This window comes from Stutzerimonas nitrititolerans, from assembly GCF_003696285.1.
GTDB lineage: Bacteria > Pseudomonadota > Gammaproteobacteria > Pseudomonadales > Pseudomonadaceae > Stutzerimonas > Stutzerimonas nitrititolerans.
In genome coordinates, this window is sequence record NZ_RFFL01000006.1 from 83,225 (window position 1) to 99,415 (window position 16,191).

The following is a 16,191-nucleotide window of genomic DNA, read 5'->3' on the forward strand; positions in this document are numbered from 1 at the left end:
CGGGGACGCAATAGCGTTTGAACACGCGGGTTTCCTCCTTGAAAGCGTGGGCCGGGCAGTGCTTCCGTCACTGTGAAGCGGGCCCGCATATTGAACGTCAATACCCACGGCTATCGCGGTGATGCGTGTCACGAAGCGACCGAACCATTACAGGGAAACGGTGTCGCGGTACGAATCCTTTCGCAAACCGCGAAGCAGGCCTCAATGCCTGCGCGACAGATCCTCGGAAAAGAGCTCGTCCTCCAGCTCATTTCCCGGAATGGCATGTTCCTCGGCGGCCCACGCCCCCAGATCGATCAACTTGCAGCGTTCCGAGCAGAACGGGCGCTGCGGACTCTGCGGTCCCCATTCGACCGGAGCGCCGCAAGTCGGGCATTTGACAACGGTTGTACTCATGGCTGACCTCCTCGTAGCGTCAGGTAAAAATCATGCAGGCGCGCGACTTCGGCCTCGAGCCACGCCCGATCGCGATCGTTCACCAGCACATCGTCCGCGTGCCGCAACCGCTCCTCGCGGCTGGCCTGAACTTTCAGAATGGCGCGAATCTGTGCCTCCGATGCCTGATCGCGGCGCATGGCGCGCTGCAGTTGCAACGACTCGGGAACGTCGACCACCAGCACCCGATCGGCCTGGCGATATTGACCCGCCTCGATCAACAGCGGCGATACCAGAATGGCGTACGGCGACTGCGCACGCGACAGGTGCTCGGCAATTTCCTGGCGAATCAGCGGATGCAGCAATTGCTCCAGCCACTTGCGCTCGCCGGCATTCTCGAACACCCGCGCCCGCAGCACCGCGCGATCCAGCTCGCCTGCCGGCGTCAACACGCCATCGCCAAAATGCTCGGCGATCCGCGCCAAGGCGGGTTTTCCGGGCTCCACCACCCAGCGCGCCGCATGGTCGGCGTCGACCCAATGCACGCCGAGCCGGCCGAACTGCTCGACTACCGCGCTCTTGCCACTGCCGATGCCGCCGGTCAGCCCGAGAATCCAAGGTTTCATCACTTAACCATCGCCGCAAAACGACGCGCAGTAGTAACGCCTTGAAGCGATCGACGCAAGGCAGGTAGAACGACAGCCGATAAAAAGATCGATGGCTGAACGGTCAGGTGATTGCGAGCAAGCTCCTACAACCATACCTCATCACCGTTGCCGTAGGAGCCAGCTTGCTGGCGATCCGGGATCACACACAACATCCGGTCCAGCGCACAAGCCCGGTGCCATCAATCGCGAGCAAGCTCGCTCCTACAGTCTGGCGAACTGCAGGTAGCTGGCAGTGATCTGGTCACCCCAAAGCAATGCGACCCAGCCAGCGATCGCCAGATAGGGGCCGAAGGGAATGGGCGTGCCGCTCTCGGCCTTTTGCATACGCAACATGACCGTGCCCAGCACCGCGCCGACCACCGAAGACAGCAAGATAGTCAGCGGCAGCACCTGCCAGCCGCCCCAGGCACCCAGCATGGCCAGCAACTTGAAGTCGCCGTAGCCCATCCCCTCCTTGCCGGTCACCAGCTTGAACAGCCAGTACACCGACCACAGGGCGAGGTAACCCACAACTGCGCCCCACAACGCATCTTCCAGCGAAGCGAACAGCCCGAAGCTGTTGACGATCAAGCCCAGCCAGAGCAGCGGCAGCACCAGCGAATCCGGCAGCAACTGATGATCGACGTCGATCATGCTCATCGCCAGCAAACCCCAGGTCAGCAGCAGCATCGCGCCAGCCTGCCAGGAAAAACCGAAATGCCAGGCGACGTAACCCGAGAGCAACCCACACGCCAGCTCGACCAGCGGGTAGCGCTTGCTGATCGACGCCTTGCACGCCGAACACTTGCCACGCAGCGCCAGCCAGCTGATCAGCGGAATATTTTCCCAGGCGCGGATCTGGTGGTCGCAGTGCGGGCAACGTGAATGCGGGAGAAACAGATTGAAGGCAGCGCCGGCAGGCTCGGCAGGTATCTCCAGAAACTCCCGCGCCTGCGATTGCCAGTCACGCTGCATCATGATCGGCAGGCGATGGATGACCACGTTGAGGAAGCTGCCGACCAGCAGGCCAAGCACTAGCGCGCACAAAACAAAGGCCAGCGAGTTGCTGGCCAGAAATTCGACAGGAGTCATGTTTAAACAACAGCACCCAGCTGGAAGATTGGCAAGTACATTGCGATGATCAAGCCACCTACCAACACACCGAGAACCGCCATGATCATCGGCTCCATCAGCGCGGTGAGACCATCGACCATGTTGTCTACCTCATCCTCGTAAAATGTCGCCACCTTGGCCAGCATCTCGTCCAAGGAGCCGGATTCCTCACCAATCGCGGTCATCTGCACCGCCATGGACGGGAATGTTCCGGTGGTTCGCATGGAGAAGTTGAGCTGCATGCCGCTGGAGACATCGCTCTTGACCTTGTTGGTCGCCGTGCGGAACACCACGTTACCCGTGGCACCAGCTACCGAATCCAGCGCATCGACCAGCGGCACACCGGCTGCAAAGGTGGTCGACAAGGTGCGGGCGAAACGCGCTACCGACGACTTGTACAGAATGTCACCCACCACCGGCACCTTCAGCATCAGCCTGTCGAACCAGTTACGGAATTTCTCGGAACGTGTGTGCGCCTGCTTGAAGGCAAAGGCAGCACCAACAAGCCCAGCCAGCACTACGTACCACCAAGCCTGCAGTGCCTCCGATAGGCCAATAACCATCATAGTGAAAGCCGGCAACTCCGCACCGAAGTTGGCGAACACATCTTGGAACTGCGGAACCACCTTGATCAGAAGAATGGCAGTAACGATCACTGCCACCAAAACTACCGCAATCGGATAGTTCATTGCCTTCTTGATCTTGGCTTTCAGCGCCTCGGTTTTCTCCTTATAAGTCGCCACGCGATCGAGCAGGGTTTCCAGCGAACCGGACTGCTCCCCAGAGTCCACCAGGTTGCAATAAAGGTCATCGAAATACTGGGGTTTCTTGCGTAGCGAGGAGGCAAAGCTGTTACCAGCTGCGACCTCCTGCTTGAGGTCATCGACCAGCTTGCGCATGTTCGGATTGTCGAATCCCTCGCCAATGATGTCGAACGACTGCAGCAGGGGGACGCCGGCCTTCATCATGGTCGCCATCTGCCGTGTGAACAGCGCAATGTCCATCGGCTTGATCTTCTTGCCAGAGCTGAAGAGCGAAACCGATTTCTTGCGCACCTTCTGCGGGTTGATCCCCTGCTTGCGCAGTTGCGCCTTGACCAGCGCCGGGCTCACGCCACTCAGTTCGCCTTTGATCTTCGCACCCTGCCGGTCGAGCCCTTCCCAGGTAAAGACACTGTTCTTAATCGCTTTCTGCGCCATGTTAGTCCTTTGTCACCCGGTTGACTTCTTCCAGGCTGGTCACGCCCTGCATGGCCTTGATCAGCGCCGAAGTCCGCAAGTCGTTGAAGCCATCCTTGCGCATCTGGGTGGAGATATCGATTGAGTTGCCGTCCTCCATGATAATCCGGGCCAATGCTGGCGTGTTTTTAACCACTTCATAAATACCAACACGCCCCTTGTAACCGCCCACACAGTTTTCACAACCTACAGGTCCGTATATCTTGAAAGTACCGATGCTTTCCTCGGGGAAGCCTTCCTTGAGCAACGCATCGCGCGGCACCTCGATTTCCTTCTTGCAGCTCGAGCACAGCTTGCGCGCCAGGCGCTGGGCGATAATCAGGTTCACCGACGTGGCGATATTGAATGCAGCCACACCCATGTTGCGCAGGCGGGTGAGGGTTTCCGCGGCGCTGTTGGTGTGCAGAGTGGACATCACCATATGCCCTGTCTGCGCCGCCTTGATGGCGATCTCGGCCGTTTCCAGGTCACGAATCTCGCCCACCATGATCACGTCCGGATCCTGGCGCAGGAAGGCGCGCAGCGCCTGGGCAAAGTCCATACCCTGGCGCGGATTGACGTTGACCTGGTTGATGCCCTCCAGGTTAATTTCCACCGGATCCTCGGCGGTCGAGATGTTCACGTCCACCGTATTGAGGATGTTCAGACCGGTGTACAGCGAAACCGTCTTACCCGAACCGGTCGGCCCGGTGACCAGAATCATGCCCTGGGGCTGCTTGAGCGCATCCATATACAGCTGCTTCTGCGACTCCTCATAGCCCAGGGCATCAATGCCCATTTGCGCACTAGAGGGATCGAGAATCCGCATCACGATCTTTTCGCCCCACAGCGTCGGCAGGGTGTTCACGCGAAAGTCGATGGCCTTGGTCTTGGAAAGCTTCATCTTGATCCGGCCATCCTGAGGCTTGCGCCGCTCGGAAATATCCAGCCCGGCCATTACCTTCAACCGCGCGGAAATACGTGGAGCCAGCTGGATCGGCGGCCGCGCCACTTCATGCAGCACACCATCTGTACGCAGGCGCACCCGATAGGCCTTTTCGTAGGGCTCAAAGTGCAGGTCCGACGAGCCACCGCGTATGGCATCGAGCAGCATCTTGTTGACGAAGCGTACTACTGGGGCGTCATCAGCGGCCTCTCCCTCCTCCCCGCCTTTGACATCATCATTGACGGACTCGACGTCGATACCGTCCAGATCGACGTCGCCCAGATCCTCCAGCCCGCTCGTACCGCTCTCATAGAGCTTGTCGATGGCAGCACCCAGCTTGTCGTCCTCCACCAGAATCGACTCGATGGTCAGCCCGGTGCTGAACTGAATATCGGCAATCGACTGGTGGTTGGCCGGATCGGAAATAGCGACATAGAGCTTGGTGCCGCGCTTGACCAGCGGCAGCACCCGATGCTGGCGCGCCAGCTTTTCACTGACCAGCTCCTTAGGTAGCGAATCTTTGTCTAAGGCGGACAAGTCCAGCAATGCGACCCCGAACTGATCGGAGGCGAGCTCGGCAACCGCCCGCCCTTTCGCCAGTTTGTTCTGCACCACATAGGTCACCAGGGATAGCTTGTTACGTTGCGCCTGCATCTGGGCCTGCTGTGCAGTCTTCTCGTCCAGCACCCCGGCCAAGACCATCTGCCGGGCCAGACCCGAAAGGGAAATATGTTCGTTCATGGCGCTCTCGCGGAAATCGAATGCCCGCCTTATAACGCAGTTAACCGAAGGTTCAAACAACCACACGGCAAAGTGCCGTATTTCGTCACATATCGCCACCACAAGACCACTAAGCTAAAAACCCGGGAGACGGTTAACCGTGAAGCAGCCACCGTCAATATCAAAGAACAACCACCCGAGATGCTCTTCCTGACTCCCTCGCCCAGCAAGACAGGACACCCATCACATTATCGATCAGCAGACGAGCACTAAACGTAAGCTGGCATGCCAACTGCTTTATCTCAGCCAGGCTCGATGCCTAACACTCAAGGAGATTTGAATGAAAACGCAAATGCAGAAGGGCTTTACCCTTATTGAATTGATGATCGTAGTTGCGATCATCGGAATTTTGGCAGCGGTGGCGCTGCCGGCGTATCAGGATTACACGATTCGTGCGCGAGTGACTGAAGGTGTCGGCCTGGCCTCCAGTGCCAAATCGCTGATCGCCGAAAATGCAAATACCGCAGCAGAGTTGACTGCCGTAGCTACCGCTTGGAACGCCCAAGCAGGTGACAATGGTGCCGTAAGCAAGTACGTCTCTTCCGTACTGGTTGATGCCGCTACCGGTGAAGTGACCGTTACCTTTAACCAAGATAACGTTGGCAACATTCCTGCTGATGCAACGCTGGTTTACACTCCGTATATCCAAACCGGGGATGATGCCGTTCAACTGGCTGCCAACTTTGGTAGCGGCAATACTGGCTCTGTCGACTGGGGCTGCGCATCTACTGCCAACCTTGTTTCGGCTGGCCGCGGCCTCGCAACTCTGACTCCGGGCACTCTGCCGGCGCAGTTCGCCCCGAGCGAATGCCGCTAAGCCTTGAGCGGCGGGCGTAATCGCTCAGGTTACGTCCAACTTAGCCGGCATCAACAAAACCCTGCCTCTCGGCGGGGTTTTGCTTTATAGCGCACGTGCTTCGCCACTCATAATGGATATGACCTAACGCTCAAAACCATCAATTCAATCGAAAAAGTTTTTGCCTGCCAGCGCCCCATCCAATATCGTCTATTTTTGTATGGAGTTTTCCATGCCTGCCCGCTTCAAGGTATTTTTATTACATCTAGCTGCATCAGTGGCTATCGCATTAATAGCCTTGATACTGGTACTCCTCGTATGGTATCCCGCACCACTACACGAAGCACAGAATGTAACTCATATACTCTTGTTGCTATTGATAATAGATGTAATCCTCGGCCCAGTACTGACCCTTTTGGTGTTCAAGGTTGGCAAGAAAAATCTGTTTATGGATTTGGCTGCAATAGCCTTCCTGCAATTGACAGCGCTGGGATATGGTCTATGGACTGTGGCAGAAGGCCGCCCAGCTTGGATCGTCTACAATGTAGATCGTTTCGATGTAGTAACGGTGGCAGACATTGATAACCGACTGCTAGACGAAGCACCCACGCTATACCGCAATGTCCCTTGGAGTGGACCGCAATGGGTCGGTGCCGTAAGGCCTGACGATCCCGAGCAGCGCAACACTATCCTTTTCGAGGCGACACTCGGCGGCAACGACATAGCACAGCGTCCCAACCTCTACCGACCCTTAGAGGAAATGACCAATGCCATGCAGCAGCGCGCACGCCCACTTTCATCCCTGAACGATTTTAACGACCCCGCCACGGTTAACGATGTTCTATACAAGTGGCCAGACGCAGCCGCTTGGGTACCACTGATGGCACGTGCCAAACCAATGGTAGTGCTGCTTGGCGAGAACAAGAGCGAAGTAATCGCCATCGTCGAACTTGACCCTTGGAAATGAATCTCTGACCTAGGCAACACTCCTTAGCCAGGGCACTCGAATTTACGAATCCACTATCACCCAGCCATCCTCATAGGGTGGATCGCCAAACCTTGCTCGCTTACCAGCCTGGCACCGAGCTAACCATGACCGAGAGCAAGCTCGCTCCTATGATCGGTGTGTTTTCACCGCATCTTCTGGCCCACACCTATGCCGCTGGGCTAGCATCGATCCTTCTTTGCCAAAGAGGCAACGCAGACACCCCAACATCAGGAGGATTCATGAGCTTTACCGTTTACCTGTCCGGCGAGATTCATACCGACTGGCGCGACGAGATCAAGCGTGGCGCTGAGGACGCCGGGCTGGACGTGGTTTTCACTTCTGCCGTTACGGACCATGACGCCAGCGACGCCGCCGGCGACTGCCTCGGCGCAGAGCCGAATGCATTCTGGCGCGACCACAAGTCATCCAAGGTCAATGCGATTCGTACCAAGACGCTGATTCAACAGGCCGATCTGGTGGTGGTGCGCTTTGGCGACAAGTACAAGCAATGGAACGCGGCATTCGATGCCGGCTATTGCGCCGCACTGGACAAGCCCTACGTCACTCTGCATGGCGAAGACATCGTGCACCCACTGAAGGAAGTCGACGCAGCCGCCATGGCCTGGGCGACCACTATCGAGCAGGTGGTGGAGATTCTGAAGTATGTGCTGCGCGACTGAAGAAAGGGTCAGCTGCGCCGACGGACTTACAGTCTATTCGCCGCGAGGGCGCGGCTCCCACGAAAACGACGCGGCGATTGACCTCGCGGGAGCGCCCCGGCGCGAAGCTTGAACTCACGCACGCGGCTTGCGAGCGGAGCGACTCCAGAAAGCGAAACGCCCTGCAACTGCAGGGCGTTTCGTTCTCACCTCAGCGTCAGATCGCCTCACGCTGACGAAGCAGATCGATCACCTGCTTGACGCCATCGGCCACGCTCACGGATTCGGTATCGATCACCAGATCCGCATTGCCCGGCACGTCGTAGGGGAAGGATTCGCCGGGAATATTGTCGCCACCGGCGGCGTACAGACCCTGCGGATCACGTTGCTGGCAGGTCAGCGGCGACGCCTGGACGTACACCGTGATCAGACGTTCGGCGCCTACCAGTGCTCTGGCCTGCTCACGGCCTTCGGCGTCCGGCGCGACGAAGGCCGCCAGGGTAATCAGGCCGGCTTCGTTGAACTGCTTGGCTACCTGCGCGGCGCGGCGCCAGTTCTCGGTGCGGCCGGCGCGGTCCTGCGGCAGGCCCTTGTTCAGGTCGTGGCGCAGGTTCTGGCCATCCAGCACGTAGACCGCACGCCCCATGTCGAACAGCTTGCGCTCGACTCCGTAGGCCAGCGTGCTCTTGCCGGCGCCCGACAAGCCGGTGAACAGCACGGTGGCCGGCTGCTGGCCGAAGCGTGCCGCGCGCTCTTCGGTAGCCACGTGAGCCAACGCGCCGTGATGGCTGCCGGAACCCTGGACGACCGGATCGGCGATGATCATGCCCGCACCGACGGTACCGTTGGTGAGCCGGTCGATGACGATGAAGGCACCGGTGGTGCGGTTCTGCGCATAACCGTCCAGCGCGATGGACGCATCCAGGCTGACCCGGACCTTGCCGATCTCGTTGAGCTGGAGGCTGCTCGCGGGGCCTTGCTCCAGGGTATTCACGTCCACCGTGTGGGCGATGCTGGCGATGGAGCCCGGCACGTAGCTGGTGGCGCGCTTGATGTCGTATTTCTTGCCCGGCAGCATCGGCTCTTCGCCCATCCACACCAGCATGGCGTCGAAGCTGTCGGCGATGCGCGGCAGGTTGTCGGCATGCACCAGCATGTCGCCACGGGATACGTCGATCTCGTCTTCCAGCGTCAAAGTGATTGCCTCGCCCGGCGTGGCCTGCTCCAGCTCGCCGTCGTAGGTGACGATGGACTTGATCCGGCTGGTCTTGCCCGACGGCAATACCGTGACTTCATCGCCCTTGCGCACAATGCCGCTGGCCAGGGTACCGGCGAAGCCACGGAAATTCAGGTTCGGCCGGTTGACGTACTGCACCGGGAAGCGCAGGTCGTCGAAGTTGCGGTCGCCGGCAATCTCGACGCTTTCGAGGATTTCCATCAGCGACTGGCCTTCGTACCAGTCCGCCCGCTCGCTCTTGTTGACGACGTTGTCGCCCTTGAGTGCGGACATGGGCACGAAATGCAGCGAAGTCGGCTTGAGGCCGATGCGCTCGGCAAAGGACAGGTAGTCGGCCTTGATGCGCTCGAACACGCTCTGATCGAAGTCCATCAGGTCCATCTTGTTGATGGCTACGACGATGTGCTTGATGCCCAGCAAGGAGGCGATGAAGCTGTGGCGGCGGGTCTGGGTCTGCACGCCGTAGCGGGCATCGACGAGGATGATCGCCAGATCGCAGGTCGAGGCGCCGGTCGCCATGTTCCGGGTGTACTGCTCATGGCCGGGGGTGTCGGCGATGATGAACTTGCGCTTGGCGGTGCTGAAGTAGCGGTAGGCCACGTCGATGGTGATGCCCTGCTCGCGCTCGGCCTGCAGGCCATCGACCAGCAGCGCCAGGTCCACGTCATCGCCGGTGGTGCCGACCTTCTTCGAGTCGCGGGTGATGGCTTCCAGGTGATCCTCGTAGATCATCTTGGAGTCGTGCAGCAGGCGGCCGATCAGCGTGCTCTTGCCGTCGTCGACGTTGCCGCAGGTGAGGAAGCGCAGCAATTCCTTGCGCTCGTGCTGGGCCAGGTACGCGAGGATGTCCTCGCTGATCAGATCGGATTGATGAGACATGGTGCGGAATCCCTTAGAAGTAGCCCTGGCGTTTCTTTTCTTCCATCGACCCGGCGCCATCATGGTCGATGACGCGGCCCTGGCGTTCGGAGGTGCGGGTCAGGAGCATTTCCTGGATGATTTCCGGCAGCGTCGCGGCGGTGGATTCCACGGCACCGGTCAGCGGGTAGCAGCCGAGGGTGCGGAAGCGGACCATGCGCTTTTCGATGCGTGCCTTTTCTTCGTCGGTAAGGTGCTCGAGGATGCGCTCGTCGTCGATCATGATCAGCGTGCCGTTCTTCTCGATCACCTCACGCTCGGCGGCGAAGTACAGCGGTACGATCGGGATCTGCTCCAGATAGATGTACTGCCAGATGTCGAGCTCGGTCCAGTTGGACAGCGGGAACACTCGGATCGACTCGCCCTTCTTGACCTTGCCGTTATAGACATTCCACAGCTCGGGACGCTGATTCTTCGGGTCCCAGCGATGCTTGGCGTCGCGGAAGGAATAGACGCGCTCCTTGGCCCGCGACTTCTCTTCGTCGCGGCGCGCACCACCGAAGGCGGCATCGAAGCCGTGCTTGTCCAGCGCCTGCTTGAGACCTTCGGTCTTCATGATGTCGGTGTGCTTGGCGCTGCCATGGGTGAAGGGGTTGATGTCCTGGGCGACGCCATCGGGGTTCACGTGGGTGATCAGGTCCAGATCCATCTCGGCAACCATCTTGTCGCGGAAGCGGTACATCTCTTGGAATTTCCAGCGCGTGTCCACGTGCATCACCGGGAACGGCAGCTTGCCGGGGTAGAACGCCTTGCGCGCCAGATGCAGCATCACGGCCGAATCCTTGCCGATGGAATACAGCATCACCGGGTTGTCGAACTCGGCGGCCACCTCGCGGATGATGTGGATGCTTTCCGCCTCCAGCTCTTTCAGATGCGTCAGTTTGTCGACCATGGCTACTCACGAATATGCAGATGGACGGCCGGCAGGCCTTGAAGAGGGCGCAACTTTAGCACGACGACCGATTCTAATCAGGCCGCTGCTTAGAACGAAATTGACTAGATTTATGCCCCGGCGAATGTGCGAAGCGCCCTCTATCTGTAGGAGCGAGCCTGCTCGCGATCACCGCTGCGGAGATGGATCGCCAGCAAGCTGACTCCTACGAGAATGCGTACGTGGGGCCACTCGGGGAGCGGAAACGAGCCATGCCCGCCCCTAGGCCGGATTGGGGCAATCGATGAACAGGTGTTCGATCGCGAAGCGCCGCGCCAGGTACTCGCCCAGCGCCTGGACACCATAACGCTCGGTGGCGTGATGGCCGGCCGCGAAGAAGCTCAGGCCATTCTCTCGCGCGCTGTGCACCGTTGGCTCGGAGATTTCGCCGGTCAGGTAGGCATCCACGCCCGCGGCTATCGCCTGGTCGATGTAGCCCTGGGCCCCGCCCGTGCACCAGCCCACGCGACGAATCGGGCCGTTCCCTTCGATCATCAGCGGCTCGCGGTCCAGTTTCTCATGCACCAGGCGCATGAAGTCCACCGGTGCCAGCGGCGTTTCCAGCGAGCCGACAAGGCCCACCGATCTGGGGTTGTCCGGCTCCAGCGGCCCTTCGATGGTCAGGCCGAGCAGCCGCGCCAACTGCACGTTGTTACCCACTTCGTCGTGCACGTCGAGTGGCAGGTGATAGGCGAGCAGGCTGATGTCGTGATTCAACAGGGTTTTCAGCCTGCGTTGCTTCATCCCGACAACGCGCGGATCCTCGTTCTTCCAGAAGTAACCGTGATGCACCAGCACCACATCCGCCTCGGCCGCCACCGCCGCATCGAGCAGGGCCTGGCTGGCGGTCACGCCACTGACGATGCGCCGCACCTGCGGTCGCCCCTCGACCTGCAAGCCGTTGGGACAGTAGTCGGCGATCTTCGCCACGTTCAGATAACGGTCGGTCTCCTCGACCAGGGTGGTGAGCGCTATGGCCATGGAACAGCTCCTGAAGTCGGTGTGGTATCGCCGCGGCCGAGATGCACGCTGAAGATACGAACGATGAGCAAGCTGCATTTCGCCGCCAGCTTCGTATAATGCCGCCACCTTAAAGGGGGCACTCGACCCCCGCAACCTGCCCGGATTGCATATTCGATGATCCACGCCCTGCGTTATCTCGGCTGGCCGTTACTGGTAGGCCTGCTCGTCGCCCTGCTGATCATCCAGCGCTACCCCCACTGGGTGGGGCTGGAGAACAAGCCCGAATACACACTGCAGCAGGCGCCGCTACCCACAGGGCCGCAGCAGGGACCTTATTCCTATGCCACCGCGGTGAGCGGAGCCGCGCCGGCAGTGGCCAACCTCTACACCACCAAGGTCATCGACAAGCCCCAGCAACCACTGGCCAAAGACGACCCGCTGTTCCAGCGCTTCTTCGGCGATAGCCTTCCACGCCAGCGGCGCATGGAATCGAGCCTCGGCTCGGCGGTGATCATGAGTCCCGAAGGCTACCTGCTGACCAACAACCATGTGACGGCCAATGCCGAGCAGATCGTGGTGGCGCTCAGGGATGGCCGGGAAACCCTGGCGCGCGTAATCGGCAGCGATCCGGAAACGGACCTGGCGGTGCTGAAGATCGATCTCACGGATCTGCCGGTGATAACCCTGGGCCGCTCAGACAGCATTCGTGTCGGCGATGTCACCCTGGCGATCGGCAACCCGTTCGGGGTGGGCCAGACGGTGACCATGGGCATCATCAGCGCCACAGGGCGCAACCAGCTGGGGCTCAATACCTACGAGGACTTCATCCAGACCGACGCGGCGATCAATCGCGGCAACTCGGGTGGCGCACTGGTGGATGCCACCGGACACCTGATCGGCATCAATACGGCGATCATTTCCGAGTCCGGCGGTTCCCAGGGCATCGGCTTCGCGATTCCGGTGAAACTGGCGATGGAGGTGATGAAGGCGATCATCGAACACGGCCAGGTGATTCGCGGCTGGCTGGGTGTCGAGGTCCAGTCTTTGACGCAGGAATTGGCCGAATCCTTCGGCCAGGCAGGTCGACCGGGCATCGTGGTGGCCGGCGTTTATCGCGACGGCCCTGCGGAGCGGGCCGGCCTACGTCCTGGCGACCTGATTCTCAGCATCGACGGAATACAATCGAGCAACGGCCGCAACTCGATGAACCAGGTCGCCCGCACGCGCCCCGGTGACAAGATCGACATCGACATCCTGCGCAACGGCAAGCCGCTGACGCTGACCGCCGAGGTGGGGATGCGGCCGCCGGTGGAGAATCGTCCGAACAAGTGAAGGCTGGAGGTTATCCAGCCTTTTCGAGGTCTATCGGCGCTCGACGTACTACCGGCTCAAGGCATCCAGCAACGCCTGATTCTGCTCCGGCGTGCCGATGGTGATGCGCAGGAACTGGTCGATGCGTGGCAGCTTGAAGTGGCGCACGATGATGCCCTCCTCGCGCAGGCTCGCCGCCAGCGTCGCCGCGTCCTGCTGCGGATGACGGGCGAAGATAAAGTTGGCTGCCGATGGCAGCACCTCGAAGCCCAGCGCCGTCATCGCGGCAACCACTGCCTCGCGACTGGCGATCACCTGCTGGCAAGTTTGCTGGAAGTGTTCACGATCCTCGAACGCCGCGGCGGCGCCGGCAATGGCGATGCGATCCAGCGGATAGGAGTTGAAGCTGTTCTTGATGCGCTCCAGCGCCTCGATCAGATCAGGATGCCCAACCGCCAGACCAACGCGCAGACCGGCCAGCGAACGCGACTTGGACAGCGTCTGGGTCACCAGCAGGTTCGGATAGCGATCGACCAGTGCAATGGCCGACTCGCCGCCGAAATCGATGTAGGCCTCATCTACCAGCACCACGGAATCGGTATTGGCCTGCAGCAATCGCTCGATAGCACTCAGACCTAGCACACGTCCGGTGGGTGCGTTGGGGTTGGGGAAAATGATGCCGCCATTGGGACGATCGTAATCGGCGACCTCGATCTGAAAGCTCTGGTCCAGCGCGATGGTTTCGTACTCGATGCCGTAGAGCCCGCAGTAGACCGGATAGAAACTGTAGGTCACGTCGGGAAACAGTAGCGGCTTGCCATGCTGAAACAGCCCGTGGAAGGCATGCGCCAGCACCTCGTCGGAACCGTTGCCGACGAAGACCTGGGCGGGTTGCACGCCGTAGTAATCGGCCACCGCCTGCTTCAGCCGCTCGCCATTCGGGTCCGGATACAGGCGCAGGCTATCGCCGATTTCCGCCTGCATCGCTGCGATCGCCCTGGGCGACGGGCCGTAGGGGTTTTCGTTGGTATTGAGCTTGACCAGCTTGCTCAGCTTCGGCTGCTCGCCCGGTACGTAAGGCACCAGGGTCTTGACGAAGGGGCTCCAGAATTTGCTCATCTGCCCTTCTCTCCTCGAATTCTTCGGTTTGCGTAGGGTGGAGAACCGCGAAGCGTTTTCCACCGCCGATAACGGCGGACAAGCAAAGCGTTGTCCGCCCACAGACAGCCCTCAGTTCTTGATCCGGTATTCCGCACTGCGCGCATGGGCGGTCAGCGACTCGCCACGGGCCAGCACCGAGGCCACCTTGCCAAGCTCCGACGCACCTTCGGCCGAACAGTTGATGATCGACGAACGCTTCTGGAAGTCGTACACGCCCAGCGGCGAAGAAAAACGCGCGGTGCCCGAGGTCGGCAGCACATGGTTGGGGCCAGCGCAGTAATCGCCCAGGGCCTCCGCGGTGTAACGGCCCATGAAGATCGCACCGGCGTGGCGGATCTGCGGCAGGTACTGGTCGGGATCTTCCACCGACAACTCGAGGTGCTCGGGCGCAATGCGGTTGGCCACTTCGATGGCCTGGGCCATGTCGGCGACCTGGATCAAGGCGCCACGTCCTTCGATGGAGGTGCGGGCGATCTCGGCTCGCTCCAGGGTCGGCAGCAGGCGCGCAATGCTCTCGGCGACCTTGTCGAGGAACGCCGCATCGGGACTGACCAGGATCGACTGCGCATCCTCATCGTGCTCGGCCTGGGAGAACAGGTCCATGGCGATCCAGTCCGGGTCGGTCTGGCCGTCGCAGACGACGAGGATTTCCGAAGGCCCGGCGATCATGTCGATGCCGACCTTGCCGAACACGTGGCGCTTGGCGGTGGCGACGTAGATGTTGCCCGGACCGACGATCTTGTCCACCGGCGGTACGCTCTCGGTACCGTAGGCCAGCGCGGCCACGGCCTGGGCGCCGCCGATGGTGAAGACCCGATCGACTCCGGCGATGCAGGCTGCGGCCAGCACCAGCTCGTTGATCTCACCGCGGGGGGTCGGCACCACCATGACCACCTCGGGTACGCCGGCGACCTTCGCCGGAATCGCGTTCATCAGCACCGAGGATGGATAGGAGGCCTTGCCGCCCGGCACATAAAGGCCGGCACGATCCAGCGGGGTGACCTTCTGGCCGAGGACGGTGCCGTCGGCCTCGGTGTAGGTCCAGGAATCCTGTTTCTGCTTCTCGTGGTAGCTGCGCACGCGCTCGGCAGCTACCTCCAACGCCCTGCGCTGCTCGGCGCTGATGCGCTCCAGGGCCAGCTCCAGACGCTCGCGCGGCAGGATCAGATCGGCCATGGAAGCGACTTCAAGCCCGTCGAAACGCCGGGTCAGCTCCACCAGCGCGGCATCGCCACGCTCGCGCACGGCCTGGATGATCTCCAGCACGCGCTGGTTGACCCCATCGTCGGATACGCTTTCCCAGCTCAGCAGATGGTCCAGATGCCGGGCGAAATCGGCATCGGCAGCGTTGAGTCGGCGAACAGCGATGGGAGCGGTCATAGTGAGCCTCATGGGTGGCTGGAACGGTATTTTCAGGCGCCCGCTAGCTTAGCAAGCCCACCGTGCGGGCACCTGAGAATTTCGGCTATGACACGGATAGGCAAGCGCGGTGGCTACCGCGAGAGAGCGTCAGTGTCGATGCTGCTCGACAGCCGCCTGCAGGGCATCGATCAGCGCCTGGATGCGCGAATGCTGCATCTTCATCGAGGCCTTGTTGACCACCAGCCGCGAGCTGATGTGGCAGATCAGTTCCTGCGGTTCCAGGCCATTGGCGCGCAATGTATTGCCGGTATCCACCACATCGATGATCTTGTCGGCGAGGCCCACCAGCGGTGCTAGCTCCATCGAGCCATAGAGCTTGATGATGTCGACCTGGCGGCCCTGCTGGGCGTAGTAGCGCTTGGCGACGTTGACGAACTTGGTCGCCACCCGCAGGCGCCCCTTAGGCTCCGGCGCACCGACCTTGCCGGCGGTCATCAGCTTGCAGTTGGCGATCTGCAGGTCCAGCGGCTCGTAAAGGCCTTGGCCGCCATACTCCATAAGCACGTCCTTGCCCGCCACGCCGAGGTCCGCGGCACCATGCTCGACATAGGTCGGCACGTCCGTGGCGCGCACGATGAGCAGGCGCACGTCATCCTGGGTGGTGGGGATGATCAGCTTGCGGCTCTTCTCGGGATTCTCGGTCGGGACGATACCCGCCGCCGCCAGCAATGGCAGGGTGTCATCGAGAATGCGGCCTTTGGACAGGGCGATGGTGAGCATTGCGTTA

Annotated in this window: 15 protein-coding genes; 4 read left to right on the forward strand and 11 right to left on the reverse strand. The window is 60.6% G+C overall.

The features are described 5' to 3' along the window. Positions 1-201: 201 nt before the first annotated feature. The 5 genes from yacG to pilB all read right to left on the reverse strand — a co-directional run bounded on the left by yacG (position 202) and on the right by pilB (position 5,039). Complete coding sequence (gene yacG / locus EA795_RS09210; protein WP_014851684.1) at positions 202-396, reverse strand: DNA gyrase inhibitor YacG; 195 nt, start codon at positions 394-396, stop codon at positions 202-204. Further along, complete coding sequence (gene coaE / locus EA795_RS09215; RefSeq protein WP_058075604.1) at positions 393-1,001, reverse strand: dephospho-CoA kinase; 609 nt, start codon at positions 999-1,001, stop codon at positions 393-395. The genes yacG and coaE overlap by 4 nt, the downstream gene beginning before the upstream one ends. 243 nt (positions 1,002-1,244) lie before the next feature. After that, complete coding sequence (locus EA795_RS09220; protein ID WP_115027457.1) at positions 1,245-2,114, reverse strand: prepilin peptidase; 870 nt, start codon at positions 2,112-2,114, stop codon at positions 1,245-1,247. Positions 2,115-2,116: 2 nt separating this feature from the next. Beyond that, positions 2,117-3,334, reverse strand: a complete 1,218-nt coding sequence (locus EA795_RS09225) for a type II secretion system F family protein (protein ID WP_115027456.1) — start codon at positions 3,332-3,334, stop codon at positions 2,117-2,119. 1 nt (position 3,335) lies between these two features. Then, the gene (gene pilB, locus EA795_RS09230) at positions 3,336-5,039 is read right to left on the reverse strand and encodes a type IV-A pilus assembly ATPase PilB (RefSeq protein ID WP_115027455.1); all 1,704 of its coding nucleotides are present in this window, start codon (positions 5,037-5,039) and stop codon (positions 3,336-3,338) included. Between the two features lie 319 nt (positions 5,040-5,358). On the opposite strand from pilB, the gene EA795_RS09235 reads away from it, so the two are divergent. The 3 genes from EA795_RS09235 to EA795_RS09245 all read left to right on the forward strand — a co-directional run bounded on the left by EA795_RS09235 (position 5,359) and on the right by EA795_RS09245 (position 7,542). Then, positions 5,359-5,895, forward strand: a complete 537-nt coding sequence (locus tag EA795_RS09235) for a pilin (protein ID WP_122076801.1) — start codon at positions 5,359-5,361, stop codon at positions 5,893-5,895. Positions 5,896-6,106: 211 nt separating this feature from the next. Continuing rightward, positions 6,107-6,841, forward strand: coding sequence for a TfpX/TfpZ family type IV pilin accessory protein (gene tfpZ, locus EA795_RS09240; RefSeq protein ID WP_122076804.1), 735 nt, complete (start codon positions 6,107-6,109; stop codon positions 6,839-6,841). Positions 6,842-7,101: 260 nt separating this feature from the next. Then, entirely contained in the window at positions 7,102-7,542 is a 441-nt protein-coding gene (locus EA795_RS09245) for a YtoQ family protein (RefSeq protein WP_122076807.1), read from the forward strand. 196 nt (positions 7,543-7,738) lie between these two features. Here EA795_RS09245 and cysN read toward each other — a convergent pair whose 3' ends face one another. The 3 genes from cysN to EA795_RS09260 all read right to left on the reverse strand — a co-directional run bounded on the left by cysN (position 7,739) and on the right by EA795_RS09260 (position 11,588). After that, a complete protein-coding gene (gene cysN / locus EA795_RS09250) occupies positions 7,739-9,637 on the reverse strand; it encodes a sulfate adenylyltransferase subunit CysN (RefSeq protein WP_122076810.1) in 1,899 nt (632 codons plus the stop codon). 13 nt (positions 9,638-9,650) lie between these two features. Further along, complete coding sequence (gene cysD / locus EA795_RS09255; protein ID WP_014851672.1) at positions 9,651-10,568, reverse strand: sulfate adenylyltransferase subunit CysD; 918 nt, start codon at positions 10,566-10,568, stop codon at positions 9,651-9,653. 261 nt (positions 10,569-10,829) lie between these two features. Then, positions 10,830-11,588, reverse strand: a complete 759-nt coding sequence (locus EA795_RS09260) for a Nif3-like dinuclear metal center hexameric protein (RefSeq protein WP_058078520.1) — start codon at positions 11,586-11,588, stop codon at positions 10,830-10,832. Positions 11,589-11,744: 156 nt separating this feature from the next. Between EA795_RS09260 and algW the strand changes: the two genes are divergently transcribed. After that, complete coding sequence (gene algW, locus EA795_RS09265) at positions 11,745-12,902, forward strand: Do family serine endopeptidase AlgW (protein WP_058078521.1); 1,158 nt, start codon at positions 11,745-11,747, stop codon at positions 12,900-12,902. Between the two features lie 48 nt (positions 12,903-12,950). Here the strand turns inward: algW and hisC are convergent, their stop codons facing one another. The 3 genes from hisC to hisG form a co-directional block, all read right to left on the reverse strand. After that, positions 12,951-14,000 (reverse strand): histidinol-phosphate transaminase, encoded by a 1,050-nt coding sequence (gene hisC / locus EA795_RS09270; protein ID WP_122076812.1) that lies wholly within the window; start codon positions 13,998-14,000, stop codon positions 12,951-12,953. A gap of 111 nt (positions 14,001-14,111) precedes the next feature. Beyond that, positions 14,112-15,422, reverse strand: coding sequence for a histidinol dehydrogenase (hisD, locus tag EA795_RS09275; RefSeq protein WP_122076815.1), 1,311 nt, complete (start codon positions 15,420-15,422; stop codon positions 14,112-14,114). 129 nt (positions 15,423-15,551) lie between these two features. Then, a complete protein-coding gene (gene hisG, locus EA795_RS09280; RefSeq protein ID WP_014851667.1) occupies positions 15,552-16,184 on the reverse strand; it encodes an ATP phosphoribosyltransferase in 633 nt (210 codons plus the stop codon). Between the last annotated feature and the right edge of the window lie 7 nt (positions 16,185-16,191).

Coding starts and splice junctions, on each gene's coding strand:
- EA795_RS09225 (WP_115027456.1), bottom strand. CDS start 3,334: ATGGCGCAGAAAGCGATTAAGAACAGTGTCTTTACCTGGGAAGGGCTC.
- hisG (WP_014851667.1), bottom strand. CDS start 16,184: ATGCTCACCATCGCCCTGTCCAAAGGCCGCATTCTCGATGACACCCTG.
- EA795_RS09220 (WP_115027457.1), bottom strand. CDS start 2,114: ATGACTCCTGTCGAATTTCTGGCCAGCAACTCGCTGGCCTTTGTTTTG.
- cysD (WP_014851672.1), bottom strand. CDS start 10,568: ATGGTCGACAAACTGACGCATCTGAAAGAGCTGGAGGCGGAAAGCATC.
- coaE (WP_058075604.1), bottom strand. CDS start 1,001: ATGAAACCTTGGATTCTCGGGCTGACCGGCGGCATCGGCAGTGGCAAG.
- cysN (WP_122076810.1), bottom strand. CDS start 9,637: ATGTCTCATCAATCCGATCTGATCAGCGAGGACATCCTCGCGTACCTG.
- EA795_RS09235 (WP_122076801.1), top strand. CDS start 5,359: ATGAAAACGCAAATGCAGAAGGGCTTTACCCTTATTGAATTGATGATC.
- EA795_RS09260 (WP_058078520.1), bottom strand. CDS start 11,588: ATGGCCATAGCGCTCACCACCCTGGTCGAGGAGACCGACCGTTATCTG.
- tfpZ (WP_122076804.1), top strand. CDS start 6,107: ATGCCTGCCCGCTTCAAGGTATTTTTATTACATCTAGCTGCATCAGTG.
- hisC (WP_122076812.1), bottom strand. CDS start 14,000: ATGAGCAAATTCTGGAGCCCCTTCGTCAAGACCCTGGTGCCTTACGTA.
- yacG (WP_014851684.1), bottom strand. CDS start 396: ATGAGTACAACCGTTGTCAAATGCCCGACTTGCGGCGCTCCGGTCGAA.
- algW (WP_058078521.1), top strand. CDS start 11,745: ATGATCCACGCCCTGCGTTATCTCGGCTGGCCGTTACTGGTAGGCCTG.
- pilB (WP_115027455.1), bottom strand. CDS start 5,039: ATGAACGAACATATTTCCCTTTCGGGTCTGGCCCGGCAGATGGTCTTG.
- hisD (WP_122076815.1), bottom strand. CDS start 15,422: ATGACCGCTCCCATCGCTGTTCGCCGACTCAACGCTGCCGATGCCGAT.
- EA795_RS09245 (WP_122076807.1), top strand. CDS start 7,102: ATGAGCTTTACCGTTTACCTGTCCGGCGAGATTCATACCGACTGGCGC.